Origin of the sequence: Mycolicibacterium grossiae, from assembly GCF_008329645.1 — a bacterium.
Lineage (GTDB): Bacteria > Actinomycetota > Actinomycetes > Mycobacteriales > Mycobacteriaceae > Mycobacterium > Mycobacterium grossiae.
Genome location: NZ_CP043474.1, coordinates 537,688 through 556,286, shown reverse-complemented (window position 1 = coordinate 556,286; position 18,599 = coordinate 537,688). Strand labels below are relative to the sequence as shown.

The 18,599-nt window shown below is 70.5% G+C and carries 16 protein-coding genes; 12 read left to right on the top strand and 4 right to left on the bottom strand.

Annotated features, from left to right (window positions below):
• Positions 1-46 precede the first annotated feature (46 nt).
• The 3 genes from FZ046_RS02755 (at position 47) to FZ046_RS02745 (ending at position 2,949) form a co-directional block, all read left to right on the top strand.
• A complete protein-coding gene (locus FZ046_RS02755; protein WP_070353151.1) occupies positions 47-1,120 on the top strand; it encodes a hypothetical protein in 1,074 nt (357 codons plus the stop codon).
• Between the two features lie 39 nt (positions 1,121-1,159).
• Positions 1,160-1,912: a PE domain-containing protein gene (locus tag FZ046_RS02750; protein WP_070353152.1), complete on the top strand. Its 753-nt coding sequence runs from the start codon at positions 1,160-1,162 to the stop codon at positions 1,910-1,912.
• Between the two features lie 125 nt (positions 1,913-2,037).
• Entirely contained in the window at positions 2,038-2,949 is a 912-nt protein-coding gene (locus tag FZ046_RS02745; protein WP_149484181.1) for a DUF4175 domain-containing protein, read from the top strand.
• A 69-nt stretch (positions 2,950-3,018) separates the two neighbouring features.
• Here FZ046_RS02745 and FZ046_RS02740 read toward each other — a convergent pair whose 3' ends face one another.
• Positions 3,019-3,957 (bottom strand): MPT63 family protein, encoded by a 939-nt coding sequence (locus FZ046_RS02740; protein WP_246182995.1) that lies wholly within the window; start codon positions 3,955-3,957, stop codon positions 3,019-3,021.
• A gap of 694 nt (positions 3,958-4,651) precedes the next feature.
• On the opposite strand from FZ046_RS02740, the gene FZ046_RS02735 reads away from it, so the two are divergent.
• The 9 genes from FZ046_RS02735 (at position 4,652) to FZ046_RS02695 (ending at position 15,696) form a co-directional block, all read left to right on the top strand.
• Positions 4,652-6,292 carry a lipopolysaccharide biosynthesis protein gene (locus tag FZ046_RS02735; protein WP_170292385.1) on the top strand — a complete coding sequence of 547 codons (1,641 nt, stop codon included), beginning with the start codon at positions 4,652-4,654 and terminating at the stop codon, positions 6,290-6,292.
• Entirely contained in the window at positions 6,279-7,619 is a 1,341-nt protein-coding gene (locus FZ046_RS02730; protein ID WP_083298340.1) for a glycosyltransferase family 4 protein, read from the top strand. The genes FZ046_RS02735 and FZ046_RS02730 overlap by 14 nt, the downstream gene beginning before the upstream one ends.
• A complete protein-coding gene (locus tag FZ046_RS02725; protein WP_070354260.1) occupies positions 7,616-8,551 on the top strand; it encodes an SDR family oxidoreductase in 936 nt (311 codons plus the stop codon). Before FZ046_RS02730 ends, FZ046_RS02725 begins: the two co-directional genes overlap by 4 nt.
• Complete coding sequence (locus tag FZ046_RS02720; protein WP_070354259.1) at positions 8,551-9,669, top strand: glycosyltransferase family 4 protein; 1,119 nt, start codon at positions 8,551-8,553, stop codon at positions 9,667-9,669. The genes FZ046_RS02725 and FZ046_RS02720 overlap by 1 nt, the downstream gene beginning before the upstream one ends.
• Positions 9,669-10,898: a glycosyltransferase family protein gene (locus FZ046_RS02715; protein ID WP_070354258.1), complete on the top strand. Its 1,230-nt coding sequence runs from the start codon at positions 9,669-9,671 to the stop codon at positions 10,896-10,898. The genes FZ046_RS02720 and FZ046_RS02715 overlap by 1 nt, the downstream gene beginning before the upstream one ends.
• Positions 10,898-11,938: a glycosyltransferase family 4 protein gene (locus tag FZ046_RS02710; protein ID WP_070354257.1), complete on the top strand. Its 1,041-nt coding sequence runs from the start codon at positions 10,898-10,900 to the stop codon at positions 11,936-11,938. Before FZ046_RS02715 ends, FZ046_RS02710 begins: the two co-directional genes overlap by 1 nt.
• 70 nt (positions 11,939-12,008) lie before the next feature.
• On the top strand, positions 12,009-13,415 hold the full coding sequence (locus tag FZ046_RS02705; RefSeq protein ID WP_125939741.1) for a right-handed parallel beta-helix repeat-containing protein: 1,407 nt from the start codon (positions 12,009-12,011) through the stop codon (positions 13,413-13,415).
• Positions 13,416-13,606: 191 nt separating this feature from the next.
• Positions 13,607-14,341, top strand: a complete 735-nt coding sequence (locus FZ046_RS02700; protein ID WP_070354255.1) for a hypothetical protein — start codon at positions 13,607-13,609, stop codon at positions 14,339-14,341.
• A gap of 2 nt (positions 14,342-14,343) precedes the next feature.
• Entirely contained in the window at positions 14,344-15,696 is a 1,353-nt protein-coding gene (locus FZ046_RS02695; RefSeq protein WP_125939740.1) for an O-antigen ligase family protein, read from the top strand.
• On the opposite strand, the gene FZ046_RS02690 is transcribed toward FZ046_RS02695, so the two are convergent.
• From FZ046_RS02690 to FZ046_RS02680, 3 genes are all read right to left on the bottom strand, one after another.
• Positions 15,683-16,657: a class I SAM-dependent methyltransferase gene (locus FZ046_RS02690; RefSeq protein WP_070354253.1), complete on the bottom strand. Its 975-nt coding sequence runs from the start codon at positions 16,655-16,657 to the stop codon at positions 15,683-15,685. The two genes, FZ046_RS02695 and FZ046_RS02690, sit on opposite strands and share 14 nt — an antisense overlap.
• A complete protein-coding gene (locus FZ046_RS02685; protein WP_083298339.1) occupies positions 16,654-17,748 on the bottom strand; it encodes a glycosyltransferase family 2 protein in 1,095 nt (364 codons plus the stop codon). The genes FZ046_RS02690 and FZ046_RS02685 overlap by 4 nt, the downstream gene beginning before the upstream one ends.
• A 92-nt stretch (positions 17,749-17,840) precedes the next feature.
• Complete coding sequence (locus FZ046_RS02680; protein ID WP_328514407.1) at positions 17,841-18,341, bottom strand: acyltransferase; 501 nt, start codon at positions 18,339-18,341, stop codon at positions 17,841-17,843.
• Positions 18,342-18,599: the final 258 nt, after the last annotated feature.

Below are 18,599 nucleotides of genomic sequence, written 5' to 3'. Positions count from 1 at the left end.
GTCGACCGGCGGTAATCTCGACCGGAGACGACGAGGGGGACGTGTCATGGGACTGCAGCCCGACGTGAGCCCGTACGGCTCGCAGACGGTGATGGGGCCGGCCTGGCCCAACGTCGACGAGGACGCGTTGGCTGCCGCGGCGGCCCAGTACGAGGCGTTCGCCACCAAGCTGACCGGCTCGGTGGTGCCGCTGCAGCAGAGCCAGCTCGCATCGCTGTCGGAGAAGTGGACCGGCGGGGGAGCGACCGCCGCCGCGGGGGAGGCCACCAGCATCATCGGCGGGCACGAGGCCAATGCCGCCCAGGCGGCGGCGATAGCACTGAAGCTGCGCAGCATGGAGGTCGCCGTCGCCAGGACCAAGGCCTTGGTGAACGCGACGGCGATGGAGACGCAGCGCGAATGCGAGGCGATTCAGGCGATGCCGGTGAGCAACACCGCGGAGCTGATTCAGAGCCGGCTCAAGATGGGGCTGGCGCAGAACACCGCCTACGTCAACGCGAACGCGACCGAGCTGGCCGGCAACCTCGGCACGCAGCCGACGCTGGCGTCGCAGACAGCCGGCCAGGCCGCGAGCGGCGGTCAGGGATCGCAGCAGGCCATGCAGATGATGATGCAGCTGGCGTCCATGGCGGCCCAGCTCCCGCAGCAGCTCGCCGGCATGGTGACCCAGGCGCCGCAGCAGTTGATGCAGCCGCTGCAGCAGCTCGCCCAGCCGCTGCAGCAGCTCACGTCGATGTTCGGCGGCGGCAAGGGTGGCGCCGGCGGACTGGGGACGATGCCCTTCGCCGCATTCTCCAACCATCCGCTCGCCGGTGGTTCCGGCGCGGGCAGCGGAGCCGGTCTGGTCAAGGCGGCCTCGCTGCCGGGCTCGGGCGGTGTCGGGGCGCAGACTCCGCTGATGGCGGCGCTGGTGCGCGCCTCCCCGCAGCCGTCCGCGACGGCCGGTGGCGCCGCGAGTGCGGCGATGGGTGGCGTCGCGCCGGTGGCGGCGGGCATGGGTGGCAGCGGCATGGGGATGATGCCGCACCGGGGCGAGACCGGTGGCGGGACCGCCGCGTCCCTCGCGCCGCCACCCGATCTGGAGTACGACCTGGGGGAGGACGACGATGACGACTGGTGATTCGGGCCGCGCGCCTACGGGCGGCGAGGTGGGCCCGCGATGACGTTGGAGAAGCCGGAGGGCATCAGCTGGAACCCTGCGACGGTCGAGATGCCGCCCGTTCCCACGCTGCCGCCGGGCGCGGATGCGATGAGCATGACCATCGCCGCCGTGCTGCCGACGCTGGCGGCACCGCTGGCCGCGAGCGTCGCCTCGCTGCAGGCGAAGGAGTCGACGTTCTCCGGGAAGGTCGGCGCCGCGCAGGCGGCCTACCAGAACGCCGACGACTCCGGGGGCCAGTCCGTGGGCCAGATCGGCGGCATGCTCTCGCAGATGGGGCAAATGGCGCAGCAGGCCGGACAGCAGGCGGCCGGTGCTGCGGGCGGTGGAGGCGGAGGCGGCGGCGGTTTCGGGCAACTGATGCAGCAGGCCATGCAGGGCGTGCAGCAGGTACAGGGCATCGCTGCGCAGACGGGCGGCGCCCAGCACGGCGCCGCTCAACCCGCCGCACAGGCCGGTGGTGCGCAGCCTGGCGGCGCCCAGCCTGGCAGCTCCCAATCCGGTGGCGGCCCCGCGGCTGCGCCCGGAGAACGCCGTGTGGAGGACGTCCGGGCCCCGGAGGGTGAGGACCGCGGCCGCGAGGAGCGCGAGCGCCGGGAGGACGAACGCCGGGACGGCGAACGCGCGCCGCTGGCGGCGCCGCCACCGGCGGCCGCAGCAGGACCCGCCTCTGGCGCGCAGACCGGCACGGCGCCGGTGGGACCGCCCCACCACCTCCGCGACGGCGCCGAGGACCTCGCCCGCCGGATGTAGTGCCGCAGCGGCACGTCCGGCGGGAACGTGGCCGCGCCGGATGCCCTTGACCACTACGCTCGTTGGGGCAACCTCGACGTGCCGACGCGGCTCGTGAGGGACTGCGACGAGTCAGGAGCAGCGACGTGACCGCCAGCGACACCACGGGGCCGACCCCCGAGGACGGGCGCAACGACGTGCATCCCAACAACGACGTGCATCCCCACAACGATGTGCATCCCACCGACGGACAACCCAACGACGGCCTGCATCCCACCGACGGACAACCCAACGACGGCGCACGCCCCAACGACGTGCATCCCAACTACACCGGACCGCTGCGCGTTCCGACGCCACCGCCCGCCGAGGCCGCACCCGCCGAGCATCCGTCCGGGCCGTTCCGCCCGGTCGAGCAGCACGACGAGGGCCCGTGGTCGGGCGGTTTCGCGCCACCGCCGGTGATTCCGCGGCAGCGGCCCGTGCGGGCGACCCCGCGACTTCCGTTGCGGGCCATGGCGATCGGAGCGGCCGTCGTCCTCGTGGTCGGCGGGCTCGGCTGGTGGGCGCTGAGCGCCTCGGACGGCGCCGCGCCGCCGGGCGAACCCGCCCCGACGACCGCCGCGCCGTCGGAGGCCGACGCGCGTGCCACGCTGCGCGGCCTTCTCCCGCCCGGGTACTCGGACGCGGCGTGCGAGGCCGTGTCGACCCCGAAGGGCGCGGTCGCGAAGTTCGGCTGTGAACGCAACGCCGATCCGGGCGGACCGCCCCTGGCCACGTACACGCTGCTGCCGGACGACGCGGCCGTGACGCGGGCGTTCGACGACGTCGTGAAGGCGTCGACGGTGGTCACCTGTCCCGGGAACATCCAGTCGCCCGGTCCGTGGCGGCGCAACGCCACGCCCGACGTGGTGGCAGGCACGCTCTTCTGCGGATACCAGCGCGACCTGCCGACCGTGGCATGGACCAACGACGCCGAACGCGTCGTCAGCGCCGTCCGCGGTGACGCGACGGGTCCCAACCTCGAGCAGTTGTACCGCTGGTGGTCCTCGCACTCCTGACCGGACCGCACCCCCGGACGTGACGAGGGCCGCCGACCCTCGGTCGACGGCCCTCGAACCGTTGTCACGTCAGCGCGGCGGTGGCGGCGCGATCACCGTGGTCGTCGGTGCGGCCGGATCGACCGGCGTGCCCGCCGACACCGGTGTGCCGGTGGCACCCGCCGGCGGCGCGGCCGGTGCCGCAGTGGCCGGAACGGCGGCCGGCTGCGGCGCGACCGGCGTGGCCACCGGAGTGCCCGCGCTTCCCGCGGGCAGTGGCGTACCGGCGCTGCCTGCGGGCAGCGGCGTGCCCGAGCTGCCCTCGGGCAGCGGCGTGCCCGAGCTGCCCTCCGGCAGCGGCGTGCCCGAGCTGCCTTCGGGCAGCGGTGCCCCGGGCACGCGGTTGGTGCTGGCGGGCAGCGGTGCGCCCTCGGTGGCCGACGGCGTACCCGCGGGCACCGCAGCCGGTGCTGCCGGCGGAACCTCGGCGTCGGTCGCGGACGCCGCCGGGGTCGAGGCCGGCGCTGCCGAGGTCTGGCCGCCGCGCGACGACGGGTAGGACGACGATGATCCGGTGCCGCTCGACCGCGGCGGCGGAGCAGGGGTCCACACCAGCAGATCGGTGCCGCCGGCGTTGTAGACGACGCTGTCCGGCTGCGCGCCGGTCACGTCGAAGTAGATCTTGCCGCTGGTCGTCTGACCCTGCTGCAGCGTCGACGGATTGACGCCCTGCGGCGTCGCGACGCCGAACAGCGCGCGGTAGGTCTCGCCGTCCGCGGCCCGGGCGTTGAAGTTCGACACGATGGGCGTCACGCCGCCCTGGATGGCCTCGTCGGTCGCGGTGACCTCCCATAGCGTCCCGGCGACGGGGTAGGGGATGGTGTCCGAACTCTGCTTCAGTCCACTGACCGTCCAGCCCTGGACGACGTTGCCGTCGACCAGCTTTCCCTGCGAGCCGATGGGTTGCGTCGTGGCGTCCTCGGCGGCGGCGATACCGGCGCCTGCAACCGCGATCGCTCCTGCGGCCATGGCCGCTGCGGCCAGCCTGGTGACGGTCGTCCTGGCGTTGATGGTCTTCACGTGTCGTGCCCTCCTACATCGCTCATCGATTGGCGGCATCCCCCGACGGGATGGTCACGTCGCCGAAAGTAACAGTCGGCTGCTCCGGCTTGGGAACACTCGTGTATTCCCTAGCAGCGCGCATCGAACCGCCCGGCGCGCGTGGTCGCTGCGTTCGGTGCCTGCCCCGCGGCCCAGCAGTATGCGTGCACGCACGGCGCCCGACGCGTCGTGCGTCGCTCGACGGGTTGGCTCGGCAAACATGACGGCATGCTCAATGGGCAATCCGGTCCCTCCGCGCACCGCACCGCGGAGGTAGTCGACCCAGTGCCGCGTGATTCCCTGGATGTGGGACCTTGGCAGCCCGTCCAGACGTCCTCTTAGCGATGTTGACGCCATTGCCTATAACAAAAACGCAATACGGAAACCGCAGTTCACAGTGCTAATTGCGCCAACCAAACACTTTGCGCTTGCCCTTGGCGGCTAACCATCGCATAATGATCACCGCATCCAGTTGAGGCAAGGCTTGGTCCTCGGAGATGCCGACGTTTCCGAGGAAGGCCATCGTGCACACGACGCAGCGAGAATGCGCCCACCGTGCATGGTCGTGCGCTTTTCGCAAATTCCATACCCAGTCTTGTCGCAACCCGAGGTTCCGATGCACGTGACCGGTACCGATGAGCGTGGTCACGCGACGCCGCCGAGGGGCGGAGCCCACCGGGCCAAGCGCTCCGCGCAGCCCGAACGGAAAGTCCAGTCACTGCGCGTCGGCGCAGGGGCGCAGGTCCTGCCGCTCGCGGTCAGCTACGGAATCAACCTGCTGGCCACGCCCTTCGTCGTCAGCCAGCTGGGCCTACGGGACTTCGGCGTGTGGGCGATGACCGGCGCGATCGCGCAGTACGCGACGCTCCTCGACCTCGGGGCCGCGCGTGCCGCCAATCGCTTCGTCGCGCTGTTCCACGCGCGGGGCGACGCCGAACGCGAACGCACCGTCGTCGGCATCTGCGTCGCCGTCGCCGTGGGACTCGGTGCGGTCCTCACCGCGGTCGCGCTGCTGACCGTCGGGCCCGCCGAGCACGTCCTGCGCACGGGTGATCAGAACCTGGTCCGAACACTGCTCCTGTGCTCCACGGCGATCCTGACCTGCGGGCTGCTGGCCCGGGTGCTGGCCGGCGCCTCCTTCGGGCGCGGACGTCAGCTGCCGCCCAACATCGGCTTGGCCGTCCTGGGCGTGACGCAGGTACTCGGCGGTGTCATCGCGCTCATCGTCTCACCGTCGCTGTACCACTACGCGATCGGTGCCGTCATCGGCGCCGCCGTCGGGCTGTGCGCCGTCGTGCTGATCATCGTGGTGGACGAAGGCGGGCTCACGATCGGCCGTCCGCGGCGGGCACTCGCGCGGGAGGTCATCGCCTTCGGCGTGCACAGTCAACTGGCCGGCGCCACCGACGTCGTCCTGTTCCAGTCCGGGAAGTTGATCGCGGGCGTCGTCCTCGGACCCGCCGCCGCCGGAGCGTACGACCTCGGCATCCGCCTGATTCAGGGTGTGCAGGCCTTCGGCGGAGCGGTCGCGGTCGCGATCAACACCCACCTGACACGCATCTACGCCACCGACGGCATGGCGGGGATCCGCAGCCAGTACGACCGGCTGTCCCGCACCTGTGCGGCCGTCGTGATGTTCCCGCCCCTGCTCCTCGCGGCGACGGCGTTCTCCGCGGTCCCGCTCTGGCTCGACGGCGGTCACGGTGAGGTGCTGGCGGTGGCCGGCATGTTGGCCGTCGGCATCGCCGTCAACGTGGCGACGGCAGTGACCAGCGCGATCATGTACGCCATCGGCCGGCCGGGACTGATCGGCCTGTGGGGCGCCGGGTACGCGGGATCGTCGGTTGCGGTGGCGATCCCGCTCACCATGGCGTTCGGCTTCACCGGTCTGGTCACCGCGTACGCGTGCTGGATCCCGCTCGGCAACGTGCTGGGGGTCTGGTTCCTGCAGTCTCGCGTCGACATTCCGATGAGGTCCTTCTTCCGCGCGACCCTGGGCCCGTTCGCGGTGGGGCTCGTCGCGGTGGCAATCGCCCTGCCGATCGGCGTCCTCACCGCACCGGCCGACCGCGCCGACGCCGTGTTGCCGTTCCTCGCGTCGGCCGTCGTCTTCTGTCTCGTCTACCTCGGGGCATCGCCGTGGTTCGGCTACCTGCCCACCGGACGCCTTCGCGCGCTCCTGCGGCGCGGCACACCCCGTGCGGGGACCGACGACGCGGCGAACGGGGCCGCACGGGAGGAGGTGCTCGATGCGGCGCGTTGACGACACTCTCCTCACCGAACCCCGCACAGGCACGTTCCGGCGACAGGCGCCGATGTTGTTGAACGTCAACAACTATCACTTCCGCGGTGGCGGCGCGGACGGCGTATACCTCGACCACGCGGCCCTGATGGAACGGGCAGGCTGGCGCTGCGGCTACTTCTCGATGCGGCACGCCCGCAACGAGCCGACGCCGTGGAGCAGGTACTTCGTCGACGAACTCGAATTTCGCGGCGACTACCCGCCGGCGCAGCGGATGAAGATGGCGGCCAAGGCGGTCTACTCCTTCGAGGCGCAGCGCAAGCTGCGGTCGCTGCTGTCCGACGCGCGCCCCGACGTCGCGCACCTGCACAACGTCTATCACCACCTCTCGCCGTCGATCCTCTCGGTGCTCACCGAGCACGAGATCCCCACCGTGCTCACGGCCCACGACCTGAAGATCGCCTGCCCCAACTACAAGATGCTCGACCGCGAGGGCATCTGCGAACGCTGCAAGACCGGTTCGGTCATCAACGTCGTCCGGCGGCGCTGCGTGCAGAACTCGCTGGCGGCTAGCGTGGTGGTCGCGGCCGAGAGCGCGCTGCAACGCTCCATGCAGACCTACCGGCGGAACGTGGCCGCGGTCATCGTGCCCAGCCGCTTCTACGTCGAGAAGTTCGTCGAATGGGGCTGGCCCCGTGAACGTCTGGTGCACATCCCCAACTTCATCGATGCGTCGTGGTTCACCCCCGGGTACGAACCGGGTGACTACTTCCTCTACTTCGGCCGGCTGGCCGACGAGAAGGGGGTGGCGACGCTGCTGCGCGCCGCCGCCTCGGCCGGCGTGCGCCTCGTCGTCGCCGGAACCGGTCCCGCCGAGGACGAGCTGCGTTCCCTGGCCACCCGATTGGGCGGTGACGTCACGTTCGTCGGCTTCCGCACCGGTGACGCCCTGCACGACCTCGTTCGCGGATCGCGTGCCGTGGTGCTGCCGTCGGAGTGGTACGAGAACGCGCCGCTGAGTGCGCTGGAGGGCTTCGCCATGGGCAAGCCGCTGATCGGAGCCCGGATCGGCGGCATCCCGGAGACCATCGTCGAGGACGTCAACGGCTGGACCTTCGCCTCCGGCGACGTCGCCGACCTCGCGGACGTGCTGTCTCGGGTCGACGCCACCCCGGACGCCGTCATCGCCGAACGCGGCAGGGCTGCACGCGAACTGGTTCGACAGCGCTTCGACCCGCACACCTACGTCGAGCGCGTGTCAGCGCTCTACCAACGGCTGGGCGTCCCGACGACGACGTCGTCGACGGGGATGCCGACGAGAACCACGACAATGGAGGGAAACGGATGAGGATCTACATCGCCGGCAGCGGCGGAATGCTCGGGGAAGCGATGCATCGCGTCCTCTCGGCGCGCCACGAGGTCGCCTGCACGGACATCGACCTGAATGCACCGTGGCTCGACTACTGCGACTTCCGCGACTTCGCCGGCTACAAGGAGTCGGTCGAGCGCTTCGCGCCGGACATGCTGTTCCATCTCGGCGCGCACACCGATCTCGAGTACTGCGAACGCAACGCCGACGACGCCTACCGGACCAACACCCTGGCGGTCGAGCACGCGGCGACGCTCGCCAACGCCCACGGCATCCCGCTCGTCTACATTTCGACCGCCGGCATCTTCGACGGCGAGAAGCAGCTCTACGATGACTGGGACACCCCCGCACCGCTCGGTGTCTACGCCCGCAGCAAGCACCTCGGCGAGATCCTCGTGCAGCGCCGCGTCGACCGGCACTTCATCTGCCGTGCCGGCTGGATGATGGGCGGGGGACCGGCCAAGGACAAGAAGTTCATCGGGAAGCTGATGCGGCAGTTGGCATCTGGTGCGGAGGTGCTCAACGTCGTCGACGACAAGCTCGGTACGCCCACCTACACCGTCGACTTCGCCCGCAACCTCGAGACCCTGATCGGCACCGAGTACTACGGTCTGTACAACATGGTGTGCGGCGGCGAGACGGGCCGCTTCGAGGTGGCGCAGGAGTTGGTCTCGATCCTCGGACTCGAGGACGTCGTCGAGGTCCGCGCGGTCAGTTCGGACTTCTTCGCCCGCGACTACTTCGCGCCCCGGCCGCCGTGCGAGCGCCTGGTGAACAACAAGCTGAACCTGCGGGGCCTCAACCAGATGCGGGACTGGCGCGTCGCCCTCGAGGACTACGTCTCCGACTACTACGCCGACTACGCCGCGTCGTTCGCGCCCGCGTACCGGGTGGGACTCAAGGCGAGCTGATGAGACCCCTGCGCATCGCTGCGTTCGGCTTCCGCAGCTACCCGCCGCGCGAGGGGAGCGCGGGTGCGGACAAGTTCGCGTACGAACTCCTGCCCCGCCTCGCCGCGCGCGGTCACGAGGTCATCGCCTACGAGCGGCTCTATCCGGGAATGGCGGAGAACCCGGAGACCTCGATCGACGGCGTCGAGGTGCGCTCCTTCCGCACGACGGCGCGCAGCGGGTTCGACACCGTCCTGCACTCGGCCCAGGTGACGTACGACATCATCCGGCACGACCGTGCCGACGTCGTCCACATCCAGAACGGCGGCAACAGCATCTTCGGCGCCATCCTCCGGATGTTCGGCAAGAAGACGTTCCTCAGCCAGGACGGCCTGGACTGGGAGCGCGAGAAGTGGCCGTGGTACGCCAAGCTGTACCTCTGGCTGTCGTCGATGCTGACAGCGCACGTGCACAGCGCCGTCATCTTCGACAACGTCTATGCCCGGCAGGCCTTCGAGACGCGGTTCGGCAAGAAGTACGACTTCGTCCCCTTCGGTGCCGACGTCAAGTACGACGAGGACGCCGAGCGCGTGCTCGAGCGGCTGGGCCTGCAGCGCGGGGAGTACTTCCTCTTCGTCGGCCGCTTCATCGTGGACAAGGGTCTGCACTGGCTCGTCCCCGCCTTCGAAGCGCTCGCCACCGACAAGAAGCTGGTCCTCGTCGGCGGGTCGCCCAATCCGTCGAGTTACGAGGCGGAGATCAAGAGCACCACCGATCCGCGCATCGTGTTCGCGGGCTTCCTCTACGGCCCCGAGGTGCATGCGCTGATGCGCCATGCGCACGCCTACGTTCAGCCCTCGGCGATCGAGGGACTCTCGCCGGTGATCCTCGAGGCCAGCTTCGTCGGCGCGCCCATCGTGTGCAGCGACATCCCGCAGAACCGCTACGGCATCGCCGAGCACGGCACCTACTTCGCGACGGGCGACGTCGATGAACTCACCGCCGCGCTGCGGTGGACGCTCGACGAACCCGAGCTGTTGGCGCAACGCGCGGCCGAGGGATCCCGCCACGTCGCCCGCGAATTCAGTTGGGACACTGCGGTCGACCGGCATCTCGAGATCTTCGGCCGCCACCGCTGATGGATTCGACACCCTGGGCGGTCCTCGTGGTCGCCTACCGCTCGGCCGACCTGCTCGAGACCTGCCTGACGTCCGTCGAGCGGTACCTGCCGGACGCCGAGGTCCACGTCTGGGACAACTCCGGTCCCGGCCACGACGCCGTGCGGGGGCTGGCGCGCCGGATGCCCGCGGTGCACTGGTACCTCGGCGGTGACAACATCGGCTTCGCTGCAGCGGTCAACGCGCTGGCTTCCCAGGTGCCCGGACGCGATCTGCTCCTGCTGAACCCGGACGCCGAGCTGCTGGGACCGCTGACCGGAACCCGTACGGCGCTGCTCGATCCCCGGGTCGCCGCCGCGGCGCCGATGACGTCGGAGCCGCCACTCGACAGCTCGCGGGCGCACCGTCCGTGGGACGTTGCGCACCGGCGTCGCACGCTGGTCAATTCGCTCGGCGAGATGGCCATCGCCGCCGAGCGCACCCGCGGCACCCCGCTGTCTAACCTCTACCGTCACCGGCCCGACGACGTCGATGGCTACCTGACGGGTGCGTGCCTCGCCATCCGCCGCGACGCCTGGGATTCCCTCGGACCGTTCGACGAGGAGTTCTTCCTCTACGGCGAGGAGGCGGACTGGCAGGGCCGCGCCATCGCGGCGGGCCGGCGGGTGCGATTGGTGGACGAGATCGGCATCCGGCACTCCGCGCGCGGGACCGTCGCCGGTGACACCGCGGCATCGCAACGGTCCTGGGACCTGGTGACGGCGAGCTTCGCGCTACAACTCGAGCGGCGCCGGGGACACCTCGTGGCCGAGGTGTTCCTGGCGGGCTGCCATGTCATCGCCGCGGTCAAGGCGCTGCTCGGCCGCCGTCGCGGCCACGGCGCACCGTCGGACGTCGTGCTCACCGTCGACGACGCACGGTCGCCGTCGACGGCCGCGGTGGTGGCACTCGCGGGCCGGCTGGCGGATGGTGGCCGGGCGGTGACGGTCGTATCGATGGAGCGGCTCGGCACGCTGCCCCGCGATCTTCCGCCGTCGGTCCGCCTGCTGCGCCGGCCGTGGTGGTGGGCGCGCACGTGGCCGGGGGACCGCACGGCCGTGCTGGTGACCGGAACGTCGCGCCGCGAGGCGCGCTTCGCCCGCCTCTACCGCGTCGGTCGCCGTGCGGCAGCCGCGCACGCCGACGGCGGCGTCGACGGCGTCCTGCGCGCGCTGCACGACGTCGACGCACGAGACCTGGAGGCCATCTGATGCGGGTCCTCTACCTGTCGCCGTGGCTGCGGCCCATCGCGCGCGTGCACGCCGAGAACCTGCGCGCACTCAGCGCCGACGTCCGGCTCGTCACGAGCGACCTGCACTTCGAATCCGACGCGGCACGACCGTACGAGACCGTGCTGCTCGGCAGGCCCATCCCGTGGGCGGGCTGGCGGTCCTGGTTCGCGGCCTACCGCGAGGCGAGGCGGTTCGCGCCGGACGTCGTGATCACCGAGATGCTCCGCGATCCGCGGTGGCGACTCCTGGCCCGGCTGGCGCCGCGCGTCCGGATGGTGCACGACGACAGGCCGCACGACGCCACGCACGTCGCCCCGTGGTGGAACCGCTGGTTCTTCGACCGCTGGGACGAGAAGGCGGACGCAACAATCGTGTTCAGCCGGTACGTCGCCGCGAGCCTGGCGGCCCAGCACCGCGACGCCCGCCCGATCCACGTGGCTCCGCTGATCAGCGACCTCGACCCGGACCTGGTCCCCGACGTGGTGCCCGCATCTTCGCGGCGGAACTTCCTGCTCATCGGCAGGCAGAAGCCGTACAAGAATCACGCCGTCGTGTTCGCCGCCTGGGAGGCGCACGTACGCGGACCCGCCTGGCAGGGTGACGAACTGGTCCTGCTGGGCGACGGCGAGATCGAGGTGGCGCTGCCGCCGCACGCCCGGTGGGTCCGCGACGAGTTCCGGTACTCGGACATCGTCGGTGAGATCGCCCGCGCCAAGGGCGCCGTCGCGCACTGCCGGAGCGCATCGCAGAGCGGCGTACAGGTGCTGGCGATGCAGCTCGGCGTCCCGACGGTGGTCTCCGACTCGGGCGGCCTGCCCGAATACCAGCCGCCCGGCGTCGCGGTCACCGGCGTCGACGACGTCGCCGGCCTGACGCGGGTCTTCGACCAGCTGGCCACTCCCGAAGAGGCTGCGTTGCAGGGCAAGGCCGCCAGGGAACACCACGACGAGGTCTGTGACCCCCGCCGCGCCGCCGGCCGCCTGCTGGAAATCCTCCAGGACGTGACCAGCCGACCCTGATCGAGGACAATGTCGGCGACGGCAGGCCCAGCCCCGTCCGCCCCTTCTCCCCGGCACGACGGATGGACGCATGCCCTTCTCCCTCACCTCGCGCTCCCGCACGCGTCGGCGCGCTGTCGCGATGGCGCTCGCCGCGGTGATCGCGCTCGGTGGCGTCCTGGTCGTCGTCGGCATGACGCGCAGCCCCGAGCCCGCTGCGCCGGGGTTCGCGGCACCCGCCCCGCGGCCCCCGGCGCTGCCGGTGGGCCGCAGGGCCTTCTTCGTGTCCCCGCGGGGGGACGATGCCGGCCCCGGCACGCTCACCAGACCGTGGCGCTCGATCGACCGGGCCATGAAGCAGCGCTACGTGGCAGGCGACCAGCTGCTGTTCCAGCGTGGCGGGGAGTACTTCGGCACCATCGACACCACGCCGGTCCCGAACGGTGCGCGCCGCCTGTACATCGGCGCCTACGGCGAGGGTCCGCGGCCCGTCCTCACCAACGCCTACGTGCTGCGGAACCCGTCGGCGTGGCGCCAGACGTCACGCGGTGTGTGGCGCCTGGACCTGTCGGACCCGGCCTCGCACGGCGGCTGGACGTCGCGGACGGCCAACATCGGCTTCCTGCGCACCGGCGACGCGATCCACGGCGCCAAGAAGGCGTCGCCGAGGGACCTGCGGTCACCGTGGGACTTCTTCGACGACGGCCGGGCGCTCTTCGTGCGGTCGAACGGCAATCCCAGCGTGCTCGCGCCCGATCTGCGCGCCGCGCCGAACGCCGTACTGATCAGCGCGCACTCCAACACCGAGATCGGCGGACTGGAACTGACGGACTGCGGCGGCCACGCGATCCGCGGTGCGGGCCCGCCCGTGCGGAACGTCCACGTGGTGGACAACGAGATCCACCGGATCGGCGGGTCGTTCCTCATCGGGTACGCCAACGACCGCGTGCGGTACGGCAACGCCGTCGAGTGCTTCGATTCGAGTGCGAACTGGCTGGTGTGGGGCAACGAGGTGCACGACGTGTACGACACCGCCTTCACCTGCCAGGGCTCCGGCACCTGGTCGGACATCCGGGTGACGGAGAACCACTTCTGGCAGAATTCGCACACCATCGAGTTCTGGTCGGAGGCGCCGGGCAACGGTTTCCGGCGCGTCCTGATCGACCACAACCGGTTCGACGACGGCGGCGGCGGATGGGGTGCCACGGTCCGTCCCGACCGGGCCAACCTCTCGCAGTTCACGTCCTACGGGTGGGACCTGCCCGCGGACATCCTGCTGACCGACAATCGGATCACACGGGCCCACGGCGCGTACGCGTACTTCGCCCCGGAGATCGGTGATCCCGAGGGATGGGTGTTCGCGGACAACGACATTCGGCTCGACGCGGGCACTCTCATGCAGTTCGGCCAGCCGCAGACCATCGCGCAGGCCGCCGCGTGGGCGGCGCGTCACGGCACCGAGCGCGGCTCGCGCTTCACCGTCCTCACCAGACCCTGACGCACCGGCGCCGCTCGTGGCGGCGGCTGCTCCGACGTGCCGACAGCCAACCCGGCGGAGTGCGTGGTCACAGCCGTTGACCAGGATCACGTGCTTGCTATGTCGACTACAGCAAACTGGCTAGCTCCAGTCTGGCGTGTTATCGTCGGGTCGCGGCGGGGAGGCCGCGTCGATCGTCGTACTGGAGGACCATGAGTCTCGATACGTTGTGGCGTCGGCTGGTGCGGCGACGCATCATCCTGGCCCTCGTCGTCGTCTGCGCAGCTCTCGCCGGGTACTTCGGCTACCACAGCGCGAGTGGTGAAGCGCAGAGCGAGGTGTCGATGCTGGTGGTGCCGCCGTGGTACCTCGAAGACGAGAAGATGCCGAACCCGATGCTCAACCTGACCGAGCGGACGACCCAGCTGGCAAGCACGCTGGTCGTTGCGCTGCAGGGCAGGGACACGGCGGCCTTCGTCGACGGTGCCGGCGCCACCGGATACACGGTGACCAACCTGCGCGACAACCTCCGCTTCCCGGAGCCCACGTCGGTCATCCAGGTCGTCGTGACCGGGCCGGATCAGCAGACGGCGCATGCCGGCGCCGAGCGGCTCGTCGTCAAGGCGGGTCAGGTGCTGACCGCCATGCAGATCGAGGCGGCCGTGGGGCAGCCGACGGACATGGCCAAGCTGCAGGTGGTCGTTCCGCCGGAGGAGACGGTGTCCGCTCTCGGCAAGCAGCAGGTGCGCGCCGCGGCCGCCTTCGCCGCAGCCGTGCTACTCGCCGGAATCCTGCTGTGCCTGGCCATCGACGTCGTCCTCGAGCGGCGCCGGGCGCGTCGCCGACGGGGCGTCGCGGAGCCCGCGGACGGCGACGCGGCCACCGAGGAGTGGACCGGGCGGCACGCGGAGCTGTCCTCGGCCGGCCCGACGCACCGCACGCCCTGACCATGTCCGTGTCCACGACCGCACCCGGTGCCCGCGCGGCGTACGACGGCGGTCCGCTGCCGGCGTCGTCTGCCGAAGGTGCCCGCGGTCGCGACGTCGGTTCGTGGATCCTCGCCGTCGCGGCGTTCGGGGTCGTTGCGTTGCGGCAGACCGACATCCTGCCGTTCGTGCCGCTCGGATTGAGCCCGGCGCGCTTCGTCCTGGTGGTGGGCGCCTGCCTGTGGGTGCTGACGCGGTTGTTCGGACAGCGCTCCCCGTACCGTCTCGGCGCGTTGGGCGCGATGCTCGCGCTCTATGCGCTGGCGCTCCTGTCGGCGTATGCGACCCAGATGACCCGGCCGACGAATGCGCCGAGCCTCGACGCGCTCCTCGTGGTCGACCTTCTGATGATCCTCGTCGTGCCGTTCGTGGTGACGGTGATCCACGACGTCGCGGGCCTGGTGCGCGTCATCAAGGGTCTGGTCGCCGGAGGTGTGGTGAGCGCTCTGCTCGCACTGCAGCAGAACGTCGCCGGCTCGGGAACTGCCGTGCACGTGCGGCTTCCGGGTTTGGTCGACGGTGCCGGTATCCCGTTCACGATCGACGACGTCTTCCGCGGCGGGATGGTGCGGGCGCAGGGCGGCGCGTCGCACCCGCTGGAGTTGGCGTGCGTGCTCACGATGCTGTTCCCACTGGCACTCGCGCTCGCGCTGAGCATGCGTGCCGCCGGGCGACGGTGGTGGCCCTGGGCCGTCGCGTCGGCCGTCATCGTCGCGGGCATCGCCGTGACGCTGGCACGTTCGGGTGTGATCGGCCTGCTGGTGGGCCTGGCGGTGTTGGCCGCCTACTGGCCGATCCGCCGGACGCTCGCCGCGCTCGCCGCGCTCGCCGCCACCATCACGCTCGCGGTCCTGCTGGACGTGCCCTTCCTCGGCTCCTATCTGACGATCTTCACCGCGGACAGCTCGGTCGAGCAGCGCGCCGCCGTGACGAGCGCCCTGCCCTTCGACATCACGCCGTTCGGGATGTACGCCCGGGTCACGGGGACGCCATCTCCCGGTGTCGACGTGCCGACGCTCGACGACCAGTACCTCAAGGCGCTGTCGGAGACGGGCGTGTTCGGAGTGACGGCCTACGTTGCGCTCATCGGCACGGCGACGGTACTGGCCTACCGCGCGTTCGCGCGGGCCCGCAACCGATCCCGGACGGGCGCCACCGATCCTCGGGCGCAGTTGTTCCTCGGTGTCGCGGCCGCGCTGGCCGCCTACGCGGTGGTCAGCATCTTCCTCGACACCGCCGGCTTCCTGCAGATCTGGACGCTCATGTGGTTGCTGATCGCCATGGCGGCGGTCACGCGGCGGCTCAGCGCGTCGTGAGGCGGCGCGCCAGCGCGCGCACCCGACGCCGTGCGCGCATCCGCTGACGCCGCACCGGCAGGAGGAGCCGGTCGGCGGCCATGCCCAGGCGGAACCCCGGCCGCGTCGGGTCGACGGCGCGGTAGCAGTGCGTCACGCCGCCGAGCGTGTCCGTCCGCACGAAGCCCGCAGCCCGCAACCGGTAGTCGAGGCCGACCGCGTCGGTCTGCAGGTGCCACTGGCTGCCGTGGTCGTCGGGCTCGCGAACGTCGAAGTTGGCCAACAGGTGCCCGCCGGTGCGGATCGCGCGGCGCAGGTCGCGCGCCGTCGCGTCGAAGTCGGTCACGTGCACCAGCGCGTCGAGCGCGGTGATGAAGTCGTAGGCCGCCGTGGGCAGTGCGCTCGTCGTCAGATCGATCTGGGCGGCGTGGTCACCGTGGCGTGCCAGGCGCCATCCGGCGAAGCGCAGCAGCGGCTCGGAGACGTCGGCCATCGCACTGCGGAAGCCGAGCCGTGTGAACAACTGGGCGGTGGTGCCCGTGCCGGAACCGAAGTCGAGATGGTCCGGCCCCGTGGCGTGCTCGGCTGCGAAGCGCGCGGCGAGCACCGACGCCGGGAAGCCGTGGCCAGTGGCCTGCAGGTAGGCGTACCACATGAGGTCGAAGGCCCAGGACTGCACGGACTGGTAGAAGTCCGCGACGCCCGCCGAGGTCGAACGGTCCGCCGAGTTCCACTCCTCGACGCTCCAGTCCTCCCAGTGCAGGCACCGCCGGAGGCACTCGTCGGGCGGGTAGCCGTGGTACTCGGACAATTCGCGCAGGATCGATTCGCGCATGCTCAGGCCGTCGACGACGAGCATCGAGCGGTACACCGCCATCTCGGCGCTCGCCTTCGTCGCTTCGGCGTCGGGATGCTCCCAGACGTCGGCGTACGGCTCGCCGGCCGGATCGGCGTGCAGGCCCTGCGAGGAGTGGACGGTCACGAGACCCGACGACCGGTCGTCAGGTGCCGAAGGTTCGCACCGAAACTCCGGATGCGCGTGCGGCGGCGCCCGGGCGGTGTCGCGGCAACGAGCTTCGGGATGGCGGCCGCGGTGCGGAACCACATCCTCAACGCCCTGCGGCGCAGTGCGGGGTCCAGATCGTCGGCGCGAACCAGGCTCGACAGCAGCCACAGTTTGTCGAGGTTGGTCGTGCCCGAGAACTGGTCGGTCGCGGAACCCTCGTGATGCCAGCGCACCGACAGTTCCTCCTCGACGAACGCCGCCTGGCTGCGGCACAGCACGCGCATCCAGGTGTCGATGTCCGACAACTGCGGCACCTCGGCCGGAAAGCCGCCGGCGCGCAGCACCGTCTCGCGACGCAACATGACCGCCGTCGGCTCGCCGATGGGATTGCCGTTGCCGCCGGCGTCGAGGTACCGGCGCACCAGATCGTGTCCGCGATTCGTCGGCTCGAGGGGTTGCAGCGGGCCGTCGAGCACCGCGTAGCGATCGCTCCACCCCGCGTTGGTCGTCACCACCCGTCGCCGTGCGAAGGCCAATCCCACACTCGGTGAGGCGAACACTGGCAGCAGGCGCTCGAGGCACGTGGGCAGTAGCCAGTCATCGCCACCGACGAACTGCACGAGGTCTCCGCGGGCGAGGTCGAGTGCCCGGTTGTGGTTTCCCACCATGCCGAGGTTGCGCTCGTTGCGGATGACGGTGACGCGCGGATCGTCGGCATAGGACGCGGCGACCTCGGCGGTGCCGTCGGTCGAGTGATCGTCGAGGACGAGGCAGTCGAAGTCGGCGTGCGTTTGGGCGAGCACGCTCTCGATGCTGCGGCCGATGGTGTCGACGCTGTTGAAGACCGGGATGCACACCGTGACGGTCATCCTGGACGGTGACGCATCCGGCGCGACGTCCCCGCGCTGATGCGGGGCGGCGTCGGTCGGCGAGCCACGGCCGATGGTTCGGGTCTGCACGGGTGCCGCCACGATCTTCTCCCTCGGTTGGATGCCGAGCCCCCCGGCGTTCGGCACAGCCAATTCTAAGGGGCCGACAGCGACGTCGCAATGTCGACGCCGAAGCATCCCCGAACGCAATCAAAAGTGCAGTTCAAACCACCAAGCGACTGTGCAAGTCAAGATCGAACGTTGATGCAACGTGTCGCTGTGATGCAAATCTAGCGAATTCCTCCATCGGAACCGTCGTCCCCCGGAGCGTGCCGAAGCGCCCGGCGCACACCCGCTTCCGACGTCTCGTACGCCAACCCGCAGGCACACCGCAGTTCGTCGGGCAGGCGCTCGCCGCACTCGCACACCCACCCCACGACGCGGGCGGGATTGCCGACCACCAGTGCGTGTGCCGGCACGTCCTTGGTCACCACCGCTCCGGCGCCGGTGAAGGCGAACTCTCCAATCGTGCTGCCGCACACGACGATCGTCCCCGCGCCCAGCGTCGCGCCTCGCCGCACGACGGTTGGCAGCAGTGCGTCGCCCGTGCGCGTGATCGCCGCGCGCGGGCGATGGTCGTTGGTGAAGATCACACCGGGCCCCAGGAAGACGTCGTCCTCGATCGTCACGCCCTCGAAGAGCAACACCCGATTCTTGATCGTCACGCGGTCGCCGACGGTCACGCCGTACTCCACGTAGGCGTGGTCGCACACGTTGCAGTCGCGGCCCACGCGAGCGCCTGGCAACACGTGAGCCCACGCCCAGATTCGCGTTCCGTCCCCGACGGTGCGACTTTCGCAAAGTCCAAGGGGGTGGCAGTAGACGCCGGTCGTCGCTGCGTACTGCATGTCGTACTCCTTGCGTGGTGAACGGTTTGAGCAGCTGAGAGGCGCTTACACCGGATTGGTGTTAGCATATCCTCTCGTCGACGCCTACGGTGACTCGACGCCAAGGAGCGAATCTAGCGAACATCGAGGTGATCGATGTGA